At 42.0% G+C, this 15,672-nt stretch carries 13 protein-coding genes; 4 read left to right on the forward strand and 9 right to left on the reverse strand.

Annotation, left to right across the window (positions count from 1 at the left end; translation table 11 throughout):
• Nucleotides 1-443: 443 nt before the first annotated feature.
• Nucleotides 444-1,733 carry a NupC/NupG family nucleoside CNT transporter gene (locus tag C9J46_RS10355; RefSeq protein ID WP_107207297.1) on the reverse strand — a complete coding sequence of 430 codons (1,290 nt, stop codon included), beginning with the start codon at nt 1,731-1,733 and terminating at the stop codon, nt 444-446.
• A gap of 221 nt (nt 1,734-1,954) precedes the next feature.
• Complete coding sequence (locus C9J46_RS10360) at nt 1,955-2,737, reverse strand: TatD family hydrolase (RefSeq protein ID WP_107290865.1); 783 nt, start codon at nt 2,735-2,737, stop codon at nt 1,955-1,957.
• Between the two features lie 216 nt (nt 2,738-2,953).
• Here C9J46_RS10360 and prfC point away from each other — a divergent pair, with 216 nt between their 5' ends.
• A complete protein-coding gene (prfC, locus tag C9J46_RS10365) occupies nt 2,954-4,543 on the forward strand; it encodes a peptide chain release factor 3 (RefSeq protein ID WP_107207295.1) in 1,590 nt (529 codons plus the stop codon).
• A gap of 74 nt (nt 4,544-4,617) precedes the next feature.
• On the opposite strand, the gene rimI is transcribed toward prfC, so the two are convergent.
• The 5 genes from rimI to C9J46_RS10390 form a co-directional block, all read right to left on the reverse strand.
• Nucleotides 4,618-5,073 carry a ribosomal protein S18-alanine N-acetyltransferase gene (gene rimI / locus C9J46_RS10370; RefSeq protein ID WP_107207294.1) on the reverse strand — a complete coding sequence of 152 codons (456 nt, stop codon included), beginning with the start codon at nt 5,071-5,073 and terminating at the stop codon, nt 4,618-4,620.
• Nucleotides 5,063-5,464, reverse strand: coding sequence for a DNA polymerase III subunit psi (locus C9J46_RS10375; protein WP_107260490.1), 402 nt, complete (start codon nt 5,462-5,464; stop codon nt 5,063-5,065). Before C9J46_RS10375 ends, rimI begins: the two co-directional genes overlap by 11 nt.
• A gap of 170 nt (nt 5,465-5,634) precedes the next feature.
• On the reverse strand, nt 5,635-6,732 hold the full coding sequence (locus tag C9J46_RS10380) for a glycerol dehydrogenase (RefSeq protein WP_107290866.1): 1,098 nt from the start codon (nt 6,730-6,732) through the stop codon (nt 5,635-5,637).
• A gap of 187 nt (nt 6,733-6,919) precedes the next feature.
• The gene (locus tag C9J46_RS10385) at nt 6,920-7,423 is read right to left on the reverse strand and encodes a GNAT family N-acetyltransferase (RefSeq protein WP_107207291.1); all 504 of its coding nucleotides are present in this window, start codon (nt 7,421-7,423) and stop codon (nt 6,920-6,922) included.
• On the reverse strand, nt 7,413-7,934 hold the full coding sequence (locus C9J46_RS10390) for an SCP2 domain-containing protein (RefSeq protein WP_107207290.1): 522 nt from the start codon (nt 7,932-7,934) through the stop codon (nt 7,413-7,415). Before C9J46_RS10390 ends, C9J46_RS10385 begins: the two co-directional genes overlap by 11 nt.
• Nucleotides 7,935-8,161: 227 nt before the next feature.
• Between C9J46_RS10390 and C9J46_RS10395 the strand changes: the two genes are divergently transcribed.
• The 3 genes from C9J46_RS10395 to C9J46_RS10405 all read left to right on the forward strand — a co-directional run bounded on the left by C9J46_RS10395 (nt 8,162) and on the right by C9J46_RS10405 (nt 12,240).
• Complete coding sequence (locus C9J46_RS10395; protein ID WP_199187067.1) at nt 8,162-10,195, forward strand: EAL domain-containing protein; 2,034 nt, start codon at nt 8,162-8,164, stop codon at nt 10,193-10,195.
• Between the two features lie 148 nt (nt 10,196-10,343).
• Nucleotides 10,344-11,351, forward strand: coding sequence for a peptidase U32 family protein (locus C9J46_RS10400; protein ID WP_107207288.1), 1,008 nt, complete (start codon nt 10,344-10,346; stop codon nt 11,349-11,351).
• A 10-nt stretch (nt 11,352-11,361) separates the two neighbouring features.
• Nucleotides 11,362-12,240, forward strand: coding sequence for a U32 family peptidase (locus C9J46_RS10405; RefSeq protein ID WP_107207287.1), 879 nt, complete (start codon nt 11,362-11,364; stop codon nt 12,238-12,240).
• A gap of 39 nt (nt 12,241-12,279) precedes the next feature.
• On the opposite strand, the gene nlpI is transcribed toward C9J46_RS10405, so the two are convergent.
• Nucleotides 12,280-13,200 carry a lipoprotein NlpI gene (gene nlpI, locus C9J46_RS10410; protein WP_107290867.1) on the reverse strand — a complete coding sequence of 307 codons (921 nt, stop codon included), beginning with the start codon at nt 13,198-13,200 and terminating at the stop codon, nt 12,280-12,282.
• Between the two features lie 131 nt (nt 13,201-13,331).
• Nucleotides 13,332-15,458, reverse strand: a complete 2,127-nt coding sequence (pnp, locus tag C9J46_RS10415) for a polyribonucleotide nucleotidyltransferase (protein WP_369917577.1) — start codon at nt 15,456-15,458, stop codon at nt 13,332-13,334.
• Nucleotides 15,459-15,672 lie beyond the last annotated feature (214 nt).

The following is a 15,672-nucleotide window of genomic DNA, read 5'->3' on the forward strand; positions in this document are numbered from 1 at the left end:
CCTTGAAGTTTTAGTAAGTGAATACTTACCAAATGACTTATCCCTATTCCCGCGCAAGAGCCGAACAACTCGCCCGCTCTTACAAATCGCTGTATTTGTTAGGCTCAATAATAGCAAGACCGCCGTCTTAAGCCTATCAAACTTATGTTTCCACCAGTGGATAATGTGTTTACTAAAATAGAGAATCAGAAACAGTTAATGAGCACTTCTGACGTCACTATTTACTGCTGAGTCTGATACTACCTATCTCAACACACTTATAATCTTTAGCATAAGAATAGCAGAGTGGAATATAAGAAAAGGGAACGCAATCGATTTTATGAAGTTAATTTAGAACAATAGCCATAATGTTTACTTTTTCTGTTGATAACCAAAAGTATCAGGCATAAAAAAACGCCCCAATTTTCATTGAGGCGTTCTTCTTTATTCAGTTATCTCTGCAATTACATTGCTAAAGAGATAAACAGACCAGCAATCGTTGCAGACATTAGGTTAGATAATGTACCTGCTGCTACTGCCTTCATACCAAAGCGAGCAATCTCTGCACGGCGACTTGGAGCAAGGCCACCTAGACCACCAAGTAGGATTGCAACCGATGATAGGTTTGCGAAACCACATAGTGCGAATGAGATGATAGCTTTCGTCTTCTCAGTCATTGCAACACCTGTTTGTGCTACAACCATACCGCCATCTGCCACGTCTTTTAAGTACGGTGCAAAGTTTAAGTAAGCCACGAATTCGTTAACAACAATCTTCTGACCAATGAATGAACCCGCCACTTGTGCTTCACCCCATGGCACACCAATTAGGTACGCAAGTGGTGCGAAAATGTAACCTAGGATAAGTTCTAGTGTCAGCTGAGGCATACCAAACCAACCACCAATGCCGCCTAGCATACCGTTGATTAGTGCGATTAGACCGATGAATGCTAGTAGCATCGCACCTACGTTTAGCGCAAGCTGCATACCTGATGATGCACCGGCCGCTGCTGCGTCAATAACGTTAGCTGGTTTTTCAACACCTTCTTCGTCGACACCGGCAATCTGCTCTACAGGCTGCTCTGTTTCTGGCTTGATGATTTTAGCAAACAATAAACCACCAGGGGCTGCCATGAATGATGCTGCAATTAGGTACTCTAGAGGAACACCCATTGATGCGTAACCTGCAAGTACACCACCAGCAACTGACGCCAAACCACCACACATTACTGCAAATAGCTCAGACTGAGTCATTTTAGGAATGAATGGACGAACAACTAGTGGCGCTTCTGTTTGACCAACAAAAATGTTTGCTGTCGCTGACATAGATTCAGCGTGAGAAGTACCCAATACTTTACGTAGACCACCACCAAGGATGTTGATAACAATTTGCATCACACCTAGGTAGTAAAGAACACTGATCAACGCGGAAAAGAAAACAATAACAGGAAGAACGCGTAGTGCGAATACGAAGCCGCCACCACCGAACACTTCAAACATTTTGTCCGATGTTAGACCGCCAAATAGGAAATTGATACCGTCATTACCATAAGCAATAACATTAGCAACTGCCTGAGACATGCCATATAGCACATCACGACCAACTGGTACATAAAGAACGAATGCACCTAATAAAAATTGGATAGCGAACGCGCCTCCAACAGTACGTAGATTAATTGCTTTACGGTTGTCTGATAGTAGTACCGCAATAAGTAGCAGTACAACCATCCCAACCAGGCTCATAAACATGCTCATGGTTTATGTATATCCTATTAAGTTAAGTTTGGCGTCTCGACAATTCGGCTCTATTAAGAGTCGGGCGCATTATACCCATCGATGCGCGGACAAAGTAATGCTAAGTTCACAATTTTGATGCCACAATCATGAAAGAGTTAATCGATACGTGAACACCATCACAAAAAGTTCACCCATGAAACGCAAACGTTTTACGCAATCGTTTACCTTTTGCACCAAGATCACGATGGGATTTTGAAAAGTTCATGTGCCGTTAAGGTTGTCGCTTCAGTGACAGACTCGATACTTATCCCTTTAAGAGACGCAACAGTATTCATTACATAAGCGATTTTTTCCGGTCTGTTCGGCTGACCTTGGAAACCACAGACGGGCATATCTGGCGCATCGGTTTCTAACACAATCTCAGAGAGAGGTAATTTCGCGATAGTCTCTCGCGTTTTTTTCGCACGCTCATAGGTGATAGTGCCGCCAACACCAATTTTTAAGCCTAGATCTATTAATTGAACCGCTTGCTGATAACTGCCACTAAACCCATGATAGACCCCACCTTGAGATGGCGTATCTGCTCTTATGGCTCGCACTAATTCAGGAAAGGCTTTGCGGCAATGCAAAATAATCGGCAGTCGATAGATATTCGCTAACTGTAATTGTGCTTGTAACCATGTTTGTTGTAATTCTCTATCAAGGGTTTCAATGGCAAAATCTAGTCCACATTCACCTACGGCAACACATTTTGAATATGGTTGTTGAAGTGCTTCCTTCAACTCAAAATGTAAACGCTGACAAACGTTACTCGTATGCTCAGCACTAAAGAAAGGATGAATACCTAAACCGTAATAAAGTGCGGGATAGCGCTGACATAACAGCTGTACTTTAGCCCAATTCGATTGCCCTACCGTTGGGATCACTATCTGGTTCACCCCTCCCTCTTGCGCCAATGCCAATGCTCGCTTTGGGTCATCATTAAAGGGGGGGAAATCAAAATGGCAGTGGGTATCTATCATAAATATTCCTGTAGTAACTAATACGTAAATAGTGATGATTCAATATAATCTTAATATTATTTCTAACTACCCTTAATGATTCTTATACACCTAGATTGAGTCTCGCGCTAAAATCAGCGACAATAAGCAGTAACTCACTCCATTCATTCTGTTCTGTTGCTTTGCTTGATGTAATACGGCAGCAACGGAGTACTTTTATTAAAAAAGAACACGCTAATGTCGCAAACTCAGTTTCAGGGCGAAGTATCAAAACGTCGTACTTTCGCTATCATCTCTCACCCCGATGCGGGTAAGACCACCATTACTGAAAAAGTACTGTTATTCGGAAACGCTATCCAAAAAGCCGGTACAGTAAAAGGCCGTGGTTCAAACCAACACGCCAAATCAGACTGGATGGAGATGGAAAAAGAACGTGGTATCTCGGTAACTACATCTGTAATGCAGTTCCCATATAACGAGTGCCTAGTAAACCTTCTTGATACTCCAGGACACGAAGATTTCTCTGAAGATACTTACCGTACCCTAACCGCTGTTGACTCATGTTTAATGGTTATCGATGCGGCAAAAGGTGTCGAGGATCGTACTCGTAAGTTAATGGAAGTGACGCGTCTACGTGATACACCGATTGTTACTTTCATGAACAAATTGGACCGTGATATTCGTGATCCAATGGAGCTTCTTGATGAAGTAGAAAATGAATTAGGTATGGCTTGTGCCCCTATTTCATGGCCTATCGGTTGTGGTAAAGAATTCAAAGGTGTTTACCATATCCACCGTGATGAAACGATCTTATACAGCACAGGTCAAGGCCACACAATTCAAGAGCAACGCATCATTAAAGGATTGGAAAATTCTGATCTTGATGAAGCTGTTGGTACAGAGCTTGCGGAACAACTTCGTGAAGAGCTAGAGCTTGTAATGGGCGCATCAAATGAATTTGATGAAGAGCTATTTTTAGCCGGTGAACTAACACCAGTATTTTTCGGTACCGCACTGGGTAACTTTGGTGTTGATCACATGCTTGATGGCTTAACGGCATGGGCACCTGCACCACTTTCTCGCCAAGCGAATGAGCGTGAAGTTGAAGCAACAGAAGAGAAGTTTTCTGGCTTCGTATTTAAGATCCAAGCAAACATGGATCCTAAACACCGTGACCGTATTGCCTTTATGCGTATTGTATCGGGTACTTACACCCAAGGTATGAAGATGAACCATGTTCGTACTGGCAAAAATGTAAGTATTTCTGATGCGGTAACATTTATGGCAGGTGATCGTTCTCGCGCAGAAACGGCTTATGCTGGTGATATTATCGGCCTACATAACCACGGTACGATTCAAATTGGTGATACCTTCACTCAAGGTGAAAGCCTGAAGTTCGCAGGTATTCCTAACTTCGCACCAGAATTATTCCGTCGTATTCGTCTTAAAGATCCACTAAAGCAAAAGCAGCTATTAAAAGGTCTGGTACAGCTTTCAGAAGAAGGTGCGGTACAGGTATTCCGCCCACTGCAAAACAACGATTTGATCGTTGGTGCGGTTGGTGTACTTCAGTTTGATGTGGTTGTTGCCCGTCTTAAAGCGGAATATAACGTTGAAGCAATCTATGAAGGCGTTAATGTAGCAACTGCGCGTTGGGTTGAGTGTAATGACGTGAAAAAACTCGAAGAGTTTAAGCGTAAGAACCAATCTAACCTTGCTCTAGATGGTGGCGATAATCTCTCTTATATCGCCCCAACGATGGTTAACTTAAACCTTGCAAAAGAGCGTTTCCCTGAAGTTGATTTCCGTGCAACTCGTGAGCACTAATCACCTCAGCTAGATAGAACAAAGCCGAGCATCACGCTCGGCTTTTTTATATCACTTACTCACTGATTATTGGCCTAGCCAAAAGGCATAAACATATACGCCATGATCAAGGCATCTTCACGCCCATTTTCCGTTGGGTAGTAATCAATACGGCGGTTAGTTTCATTAAAGCCTGTTGCTTCATAAAGTTTATACGCACCGGTATTACTCTCTCGGACTTCTAACCAAATCTCTTCCGCTTGCTTGGCTTCTAACGCATCAATAAAACCATTGAGTAACACTTTGCCATATCCCTTTCGTTGATGAGCAGGATCAATAGCAATATTTAACAGTGTTCCTTCACCCGCGACTAATTGACCAAAGCAGTAACCTACTACCTGATCATCAACGACTAACACATAGTTTGCTGCAATACGATTTGGCTCTTTACGGATCATCGACTCTGCCCATGGAAAAGCATGAGCCGCTTGTTCAATACGCCAAACATCATCAACATGCTGGGTGTCTAATGGAATAATTTTATACGTCATAACTACAGATCTGTTGCCATAATGCTTTCTTCGATGAAGGATCATTATGCATTAAGTGTAAAGATACGGAATTTAATACCTGACAGCCTGTCGGGTGAGCCCCTTGGCAACCAGCAAACCAACACCATGTTAAATAATGCTCACCGACTTGTTCAACGGCTTCAAGAGGTAAACATAATGCTTGTTCTGGCGTTAGTTTCATACTGCTCAGGATCCGTCCGAAGAGCCAAGCATCATGCTCATTAAGCTCATCATTGGTTATCAGTAGTAACTTGCAATGTTCAGGTAGATCGATAACAGGGATCTCTTGATTGGGAAATATTTCAGGCCTTCTAACCTGCCAATAAGTGAGTCCCATTTCTTGTAGAACCTGAATATCACGTTGTTTCATTCCACACCTGCTATCTTTTCTATCAATCACAGCATGTCTTGAGCACGCTATGAGGAGCAATGAGCGCAGATCCTACCAAATTACGTATCGGTTGTACTCATAAAGCTTACTCAAAACAGAGATAAAAAAATACCGGCTCTAGGCCGGTATTTCTCTCACATAAAATCAACTTAGTCGTGATAACGTTGTGCTAATTCATTGGCTGCAATCACCGCTTGGTACACTTGCTCCGCACTCACAGCAACAGGCATATTACTCATTGAGCCGCTTGGTGAACAGGCAAGATCAACAATCTGACGCCAATCATCTTCAACCCATTCATTAATACCAAAATCAGCCAATGTCAGTGGTAACCCTGCCATTTTTATCACGTAAATTACATTCTCTATTTCTTCAATATCGGCTTCCTCTAGTACTAATTGTACTAATAGACCAAATGCTACTTTTTCACCATGTTGAATATAATTAAACTTCTCAAGTGATGACATGCCATTACAAATCGCATGTGCACACGCAATGCCGCCTGATTCTGCCGCCACACCGCTTAAATACACAATGGCTTCTACCATTTCTTCTAAGGCCGGTGTAACTTCCTGACGGCGAACAGCTTCCATCGCCATTTCAACGTTATCGACAATCAACTCATAACACATAAGAGCCATACCGAGTCCGGTACGTGACACACGTTTTTGTACTAGATTAAGTCCAGCAGCGTAACAACAAGCACGCGTTTCAAAAAAGGTTGCTATCGCATCACCAATACCCGCGGCAAAATATTTTTCCGGCGCTTGAGCAATAATACGAGTATCTGCTAATACCACATCAGGGTTTTGCGGCAATAACAAATAACGATCAAATTCACCGCTCTCTTTATAAATAACAGACACCGCGGTACAAGGTGCATCACTTGAGGCTATTGTTGGGAAGATCACCACTGATGCATTGCTATAATGCGCAACGGCTTTCGCCACATCCATGGTTTTACCACCACCAATACCAACAACAACATTGGCATTTTGTGTTATGGCTATCTTACGTAAACGTTCAATTTCATTATCAGTACATTCATATTGAAATTTCTCGCAATATGCCTTGATCCCCGCGAGTTCTAAACAAGGCAACGCTTCTTGTTGAACACGATCTAAAATGAAATCATCACAAATCAATAAGGCATTATTGCCAAAGTCTTTTATAAAAACATCAAGTTGAGAAAGTAAATCTTGACCAATAATGAATTTTTTTGGCGATGTGATGCTGCGAGGGATCATCGGTGACAGTCCTAATTATATTTATATAAATAACAAACTATCACGATGTAGTAATTAGCTATATGTAGAAATTAGATATCTTACTTCTCAATACTAATGATTTTTCAATATAAAAAGCACAGCGTAGTATCGCTGTGCTTTCATTGTCAGACATTAAAGCATTAATCAATAAATACGTACGATGTATTTATTGTGCGTTGAATTCGTTACAGTATTCAACTTTACCTTGATATTGTGCGACGGATTCAGGAAAAACTTCATAAACCATAAACGTATTTTCTGTATCAGGCAAAGTAGCAGTAAGTTGATGATCAACGGCTTTTGTAAAACCCGCTTTTTCATAATATTCAGAATTTCCCACCGCCACTATAACGGGATAATCAAAATCAGCGAGTACACTTTTTGCTTCTTCAAGCAACGTCAAACCAATTCCCTGATTTTGGTAATCATCACGAACCGCTAAAGGCGCTAGGCCTTGCCAATTGGTGTCAACACCATCAACCGTTACAGGGCTAAAAAAGGCATAACCCACCACTTCACCTTCATCATTACACGCCACCAGCGATAGGGTTCGATTTCCATTTTCGCGTAACGCCATAACAAGTTTAGCTTCAGCATCAGTGGGAAATACGGCTTTTAATAGCGTATCAATCGTTAAGATATCAGCGGGAGCTTCGGATCTAATGAGCATTTAAGGCCTCTTGGGCAGCACTGCGATCATGCATACCTTGATGAATGAAATCGGCAGATTGCTGCAAAATAAATTTCACAGGAGCAGGTAAAGAATCAAGATCGATACTATCCATCAAGTTTTTAACTTCTAGCCCTAACTCAGTATCCCCTTCAATTCGAAGACGACGTTGGAAGAACAGTGTATCAGGATCTTCTTTCCGTGCAGCAATAAGTACTAAATCATTACACTCACCACTGAAACTCACATCTTCTTGTTCACAAGATTCCGCTACAACTAACTTTTCATTTTCGTAACTTATAAACCACTGTAAGCCTAAATCACGCACTTCAACTTTAAGCCAACGATCTTCTAAAAACTCAAAATCACCATCCTCTAGTGCCTCTTTGAAAACCATAGCTAAGCCATCCAACATCACTTTTTTCTGAAGCGAAAAAGGTGTCAGTTTGGCCGGTACACGCAGTAATGAAGGACCATGTTGAACGAGTTGTTTTCGAAGTTGAGCAATCACTATGATTTATTCCTGTTTAAAATCGCACTTAGTCTTCGATTGTATGGCAAGAACGCTATTTCGTTTTATGCCTTGAGTCAAAAAAAATGCTTCTGTTTCAGCAAAGTTGATAATAATTTTCGCTATGTTGTACATATTCGAGTTAGAGTACATAGATAAATGAAAATACGATTGCCTACTATTCAGCAATGCACATATCCGCACAAATCATGGAGAATGGTGACGACATGCCAACAGAGCAACTAGATTATTGGTTTCCTTTGCTGACGGATAATAGCCCCTTCTTTTTTGCCATCCTTGATCGCCAACATAACTATCACTCGGTAAATAATCGCTTTAGTGAAGTTAGTGGTCTTGAGCGAGAAGAATTACTCGGCAATAACGACACCAATGTCTTCGGTCAACATTATTATCACTCCCTTAAACCTTACTATGAACGTGCATTTAATGGCGAAAGTATTGAGGCAGAAGTCGTGCTTAACGATAGCCGACATGAATCAAGTTTACACTTTAGTCTTGCTCCATTATTAGATAGCAACGGCACCGTACAACATATTATTCTACATTCCATTGATACCTCTGAACGCCAGATCCTGATCCATTCATTAGAAGAGACAGAACACCAATTAACACAATTGAATAACTTGATCACTGAAGGCATTTGTTTAGTTGAAAATAACATTATTATTAATGCGAATGAACAAGCCGCGATCCAACTTGGTTGTCATTCAAAAAAAGAACTACTGGGTCGCCCACTGGATCAACTACTGCACGATAATCAGAAACAACCTTGCACCAGTCATCGCTTAAAAAATAATGATAATAAAGAAACTATCACCTACTTCCCGATTATTCATAACGAACAGACTAAGCCTTTAAAGCTGACCATCTCTCCTGTTAAACAAATGGGGACTGAAGCGTTACTGGTGAAACTCGAAACCATTCAAGAAAAAGACAATAAGCGCCAACAAGGACAAATTGAACAACTAGTACAAATGGATCCATTAACTGGTTTGCTCAATCGTCACGGCTTTACTCGTCAATTAGACCAACTGATGAAAGCAGAAACGCCTGTCGTGATGCTCTATATTGATATTGATAACTTTAAAAATATCAATGATTCACTCGGTCACCACATTGGCGATAAAGTGCTGCAAGAAATTGCACAACGCTTACGTCGATTACTACCTGAAACCGCAATTTTGGGCTATTTAAGCGGTGATGAGTTTGCGATCCTATTACCAAACCCTGAGCATGAACGCACTGGCGAGATTATCTCAGAGCAAATCATAGCGCTGGTTAATCAACCGTTTGAGCTGCGTCACTTTAGAAAGCACTTAGCCTGCTCAATTGGAATGGTCACCTCCCCGGGGCATGGTAATGATGCACGCATGATGCTACAAAATGCCGATACCGCCATGTATGAAGCAAAACATCGAGGTCGAAATCGCTTAGTTGAATTTAATGATGCGATGAGCAAAGAAGCACGAATGCGTTTATGGCTGGAAATAGAGCTACAAAAAGCGCTGCAAAATAATGGCCTCGAAGTTTGGTATCAACCAAAAGTTAATGCCCGTGACTTTGCGATTGACGGCGCAGAAGCGTTAGTACGTTGGAAACACCCTGTCGAAGGCTATATTAGCCCTGCCCAATTTATTCCTGTCGCAGAAAGCTCTGGCTTAATTGAACAACTCGGCTGCGCAGTCATGCGTGAGGTCTTCACCACCGTCAGCCTGTGGAAAAAACGTAAATTGCTAACAGGACGAGTCGCGATTAACTTATCGCCGCAACAGTTTGGTAATTCAGGCTTAATAAACTTTGTTGATAAATTACGTTTATCAACAGATGTCAACCCTGCCGATATTACCTTTGAGCTGACAGAAAGTGCGGTAATGAGTGATGGTGAACATACCATCCAAATGCTCAATGCCATTAAGCAACTTGGCTTTGCACTGTCGATTGATGACTTTGGTACTGGGTATTCGTCACTCTCATATCTTGCGCGTTTTCCGTTAGATGAACTTAAAGTGGATCGCGCGTTTATTCAAGATATCGACACCATTCCTAAACAGGTAACCTTAATTGAAAACATCATCAACTTAGGTAAATCACTAAAAATGAGTGTGGTCGCCGAAGGGATTGAAACCCGTCAACAAGCCACACTGCTATCTAATTTAAATTGTGATTATATCCAAGGTTTCCACTTCTATCGTCCCATGCCAAAGCATGAATTAGAAGCCATTTTACTGCAAAACAAATGAGTCAAAAACACCACAAAAAAAAGGAGCAATAACGCTCCTTTTTATTAATAAAAACAACGAAAACCTGCCTAAAATCAAAGCGCCATAAGATAAAGAATTTTAGTATCAAAGGTCATAATTTTATTCAAAGACTGGATGATAAAAAATAATGGAGCTTCTCTGCCCCGCTGGTAACCTTCCAGCCTTAAAAACCGCAATTGATAATGGTGCAGATGCCGTTTATATCGGTTTCAAGGATGATACTAACGCCCGCCATTTTGCAGGTTTAAACTTTACAGGCCGTAAACTCGAAAAAGCCGTACAGTACGTAAAAGATCACGACCGTAAATTACATATTGCACTCAACACCTTTGCCCATCCCGATGGTTTCAACCGCTGGACAAAAGCGGTAGATAATGCAGCCGCTATGGGGGTTGATGCGCTGATTGTCGCGGATATTGCAGTGCTTGAATATGCCGCTACGACGTATCCAGATTTAGAACTTCACCTATCAGTACAAGCTTCAGCAACTAACACTGCCGCGATTGATTTTTATAAACAAAATTTCAATATAAAGCGTGTTGTACTGCCTCGGGTTTTATCGATTCATCAAGTAAAACAACTGGCACGTAATACAGATATGGAGCTAGAAGTCTTTGCTTTTGGTAGCCTATGTATTATGTCTGAAGGGCGTTGCTACTTATCGTCTTACATGACCGGTGAATCCCCTAATACTGTAGGCGCTTGTTCACCAGCCAAATTTGTCCGTTGGCAAGAAACGCCACAAGGCTTAGAGTCTCGCTTAAACGAAGTACTGATTGACCGCTATGGCCATGGTGAAAACGCTGGCTACCCTACACTGTGTAAAGGTCGCTTTGATATCAACATTGACGGTGAGAACAAACGCTATCACGCCCTTGAAGAGCCAACGAGCCTCAATACCCTGGAGATTCTTCCTGAGCTATTTAAGGCCAATATCGCCTCAGTAAAAATTGAAGGTCGTCAGCGTAGCCCTGCTTATGTTGAACAGGTCACCCGCACATGGCGTGCAGCGATTGATCACTATTTAGCTAATCCAGAAGGCTACCAAGTAAATCCTGCTTGGAATGCATGTCTTGGTAATGTATCAGAAGGTAAACAAACCACACTCGGTGCTTATCACCGTAAATGGCAATAGGAGCCAAACCATGAAATATTCTCTTGGCCCATTACTTTACTTCTGGCCTAAAAATGATGTTGAAGCGTTTTACCAACAAGCAAAAAACAGCAATGTTGATATCATTTATTTAGGCGAAAGTGTATGTTCAAAACGCCGTGAGCTAAAGCCTGCACAATGGTTAGAGATCGCGAAAGATATTGCCGATAGTGGAAAACAAGTCGTGCTATCGACAATGGCGCTACTCGAAGCGCCAAGCGAAGTGAACATCATGAAAAAGTACATCGATAATGGTGATTTTATCATTGAAGCTAACGACGTCTCTGCGATTCAATTAGCCTCTGAAGCAAAAATTCCTTTTGTCGTTGGTCCTGCGGTTAACTGTTATAATGCCCAAACATTAAACCTGTTTTTAAAACAAGGCATGACCCGTTGGTGTATGCCGGTTGAGTTATCACGTGAATGGTTAAATAACACCTTAATTGAATGTGAAAAACTAGGCATTCGCAATCAATTTGAAACGGAAGTGTTTAGCTATGGCTATCTACCGTTAGCGTATTCTGCCCGTTGCTTTACCGCTCGCGCAGAAAATCGAGCCAAAGATGACTGTGAAACCTGCTGTATCAAGTATCCACAAGGGATCACGGTCAATAGCCAAGAAAACCAAAAAGTCTTTACCCTAAATGGTATTCAGACTCAATCAGGCTACTGCTATAACCTAATAAACGATCTTAAAGGTATGGCTGATATCGTTGATGTCGTGCGTTTAAGCCCACTGGGTCTTGATACATTATCTTTAGTGGATGATTTCCGAGCTAATGAACAAAGTGCAACTCGTCATCAACTAGAGGATAGCCATCAATGTAATGGTTATTGGCATAGCTTAGCTGGATTGAACATCAGCGAGTAATTACTTAAATAAAAAAAGCCGCTAATGCGGCTTTTCTTTTTATCCCCCAGGGACTACTGGGACGGTTTCTTCATTTTGTGTATCAAGGGATTGATCTTGATACGCAGAGTATAATCGACTGAGCTCCAGGAGCGACAACCGGTGTTCAATAAACTCATACACATTCCCCGCTAACGCCAATTTATAGAGCATTACCGCAGTAGAATAATCCTGATTGTTCTGATGTAGCTTACCGAGATAAAAATACGCTTCTGTTAAATGTTCAGCAAGTTGATCGTTATTTTCGCTCTGCTGTGCAATATCACTGAGTAATTCTCGCTCTGTAATTTGCCCTGAAAACAGACGTACCAACTGCCATCCCCACGCTTTTTTATCACTGGCATCATAGCGCTGTTTTAATTGAGCTTGCGCCTTCTCTGGGCTTAATTCAACATCATTAAGGTATAGCCAGATCACGCGATACGGATCATTATGATCCTGTTCGTAATGAGGCAAAAGATCTTGATTCGCTAATTCATAGCGCTCACCGTAGTACAGGGCAATACCGCGATTACGTTGAGCATAAAGATGGTTAGGCGCTAACTCTAAGGTAGAATCAAACGCTTCATAAGCCGCATCAAAATGTGCCATTTGGGTAAAATAGACCCCTAACACATTATATAAATCGGGTTGGTTCGGCTCTAAATTGAGGGATTTATTAAAATCTAATCGCGCTAAATCACGTAACCCTAAGCTGTCATTAACTAGCCCACGCTCGTAATATATTTTCGCTAATGTTGCCTGTGGAATATCGTCTCGCTGCAAAATTTGATCAATGCGAGCTAATTGAATTTGCTGCTGTAAAGTTGGCTGAAATGGAATAGCCATCGGTGGATGAGTCCACTTGGTTGGCATCGCCGAACAGCCTGTTAGCATCATCGCTACAGTCATAACGGCAAATGTAAAGCGAGTTGCTATCAAAGCGCTTCTCCCTAAGGCTTAATAATCACGATCCTATTGTATTACTCTACACCATAGAACACTGCATGATGTTTTTTAGATAACAAAAAGGGGCTAGATAGCCCCTTTATATCATGCTTTTAGCAAAAAACTTAGCCTTGAGGCTGTTCGTTTTGAGCTGGCGCTTCAGCAGCAGGTGTTTCAACTGCTTCTTTCATGCTTAGACGGATACGGCCTTGACGGTCGATTTCTAGCACTTTAACTTGAACTTCTTGACCCATTTGTAGGTAGTCAGACACTTTCTCTACACGATCTTGTGAGATTTGAGAAATGTGTACTAGACCTTCTTTAGTACCAATCACAGATACAAACGCACCGAAATCAACGATACGCATTACTTTACCTGTGTAGATACGACCTACTTCAACGTCAGCTGTGATTTCTTCGATACGACGGATTGCTTCTTTCGCAGCAGTACCTTCAGTCGCAGCGATCTTCACTGTGCCATCATCTTCGATCTCGATTGTAGTACCCGTTTCTTCAGTAAGTGCACGAATAACAGCACCACCTTTACCGATAACATCTTTGATCTTCTCAGGGTTGATCTTCATCGTATGGATACGAGGAGCGAACTGAGAGATATCTTCACGTGGAGTATTGATTGCGTTATCCATTACGCTAAGGATGTGCTTACGCGCGCCTTTAGCTTGGTTAAGAGCAATCTGCATGATCTCTTTAGTGATACCTTCGATCTTGATATCCATTTGAAGTGCAGTAATACCGTCATCAGTACCTGCTACTTTAAAGTCCATATCACCTAGGTGATCTTCGTCACCAAGGATGTCAGAAAGAACAACGAAATCGTCGCCTTCTTTAACAAGACCCATTGCGATACCCGCAACAGACGCTTTAATTGGCACACCAGCGTCCATAAGAGCAAGAGACGTACCACATACAGAAGCCATTGAAGATGAACCGTTAGATTCAGTGATTTCTGATACTACACGTACTGTGTATGGGAATTCGTCTACAGATGGCATTACAGCAGCAATACCACGCTTAGCCAGTTTACCGTGACCAATTTCACGACGCTTAGGCGAACCTACAAAACCCGTCTCACCTACACAGTATGGAGGGAAGTTGTAGTGTAGTAGGAAGTGATCTTTCGTCTCACCAGTTAGACCATCAATGATCTGTGCGTCACGTTGTGTACCCAATGTTGCAGTAACAAGTGCCTGAGTTTCACCACGAGTAAATAGTGAAGAACCGTGAGTACGTGGAAGGACACCAGTACGTACGTCTAACGCACGAACCATGTCTTTTTCACGACCATCAATACGTGGGTTGCCCGCAATGATGCGACCACGTACAACTGTCTTCTCTAGATCGTGGAAGATAGTGTGGATTTCTTTTGTATTTGCTTCTGCATCTTCAGCAAGAATTGCATCGTTAACTTCACCAGCAATCTCATGAATGCGGTCGTAACGCGCCATTTTCTCAGTGATTTGGTAAGCATCAACAAGCTTAGCTTCAGCAAGCTCTGCGATCTTATTTTTAAGTGCAGTGTTCTCTTGAGGAGCAACCCAATCCCAAGCTGGTGTAGCCACTTCAGCAGCAAACTCGTTGATTGCATTGATAGCAACTTGTTGTTGGTCATGACCAAATACAACCGCTTGTAGCATTTGCTCTTCAGATAGACGATCAGCTTCTGACTCAACCATTAGTACAGCATCTTTTGTACCAGCAACAACAAGATCTAGACGGCTTTCTTCTAGCTCAACATTGCTTGGGTTAAGTACGAATTGATCGTTGATGTAACCAACACGTGCCGCACCGATAGGACCATTAAATGGAATACCAGAAATAGCAAGTGCTGCAGATGTACCGATCATAGTTACGATGTCAGGGCTTACTGCTGGGTTAACAGAAACCACAGTAGCGATAACTTGAACTTCGTTTTTGAAATCGTCAGGGAATAGTGGGCGGATTGGACGGTCAATTAGACGTGCAGTCAGAGTTTCGCCTTCAGAAGGGCGACCTTCGCGCTTGAAGAAACCACCAGGAATTTTACCTGCAGCGTAAGTACGCTCTTGGTAGTTCACTGTTAGTGGGAAGAAGTCTTGGCCTTCTACTGCTGTTTTCTTACCAACAACAGAAACGAACACAGAAGTGTCGTCCATGCTAACCATTACTGCAGCCGTCGCTTGACGTGCCATAACACCAGTCTCTAGAGTAACCGTGTGGTTACCGTACTGGAAAGTCTTTACGATAGGATTCACGTGAATTTCCTTAAATATATTCCGCTTTCTATTTGCTTGCTAATTATAACTAAGACAAACAACAGCGTCATGTGATGATATTCACTTTCATGTAATTTCACGTATCGCGACTAAGGAAATATCTCATCATGATGAGGTATTTTATTAGCCGCGACCTAAAGGTCGACGAAAACGACTCGTGATACATAAAAATGGGATTAACTACAGCTTCTCT

Origin of the sequence: Photobacterium sp. GB-36 (assembly GCF_003026135.1) — a bacterium.
Classification (GTDB): Bacteria; Pseudomonadota; Gammaproteobacteria; order Enterobacterales; family Vibrionaceae; genus Photobacterium.

Excerpts from the sequence above, each read along its gene's own strand:
- C9J46_RS10405 (WP_107207287.1), top strand. The coding sequence starts at position 11,362 with ATGAAATATTCTCTTGGCCCATTACTTTACTTCTGGCCTAAAAATGAT.
- C9J46_RS10395 (WP_199187067.1), top strand. The coding sequence starts at position 8,162 with ATGCCAACAGAGCAACTAGATTATTGGTTTCCTTTGCTGACGGATAAT.
- C9J46_RS10375 (WP_107260490.1), bottom strand. The coding sequence starts at position 5,464 with ATGAAACAACGTGATATTCAGGTTCTACAAGAAATGGGACTCACTTAT.
- C9J46_RS10360 (WP_107290865.1), bottom strand. The coding sequence starts at position 2,737 with ATGATAGATACCCACTGCCATTTTGATTTCCCCCCCTTTAATGATGAC.
- C9J46_RS10385 (WP_107207291.1), bottom strand. The coding sequence starts at position 7,423 with ATGCTCATTAGATCCGAAGCTCCCGCTGATATCTTAACGATTGATACG.
- rimI (WP_107207294.1), bottom strand. The coding sequence starts at position 5,073 with ATGACGTATAAAATTATTCCATTAGACACCCAGCATGTTGATGATGTT.
- C9J46_RS10355 (WP_107207297.1), bottom strand. The coding sequence starts at position 1,733 with ATGAGCATGTTTATGAGCCTGGTTGGGATGGTTGTACTGCTACTTATT.
- C9J46_RS10380 (WP_107290866.1), bottom strand. The coding sequence starts at position 6,732 with ATGATCCCTCGCAGCATCACATCGCCAAAAAAATTCATTATTGGTCAA.
- C9J46_RS10400 (WP_107207288.1), top strand. The coding sequence starts at position 10,344 with ATGGAGCTTCTCTGCCCCGCTGGTAACCTTCCAGCCTTAAAAACCGCA.
- prfC (WP_107207295.1), top strand. The coding sequence starts at position 2,954 with ATGTCGCAAACTCAGTTTCAGGGCGAAGTATCAAAACGTCGTACTTTC.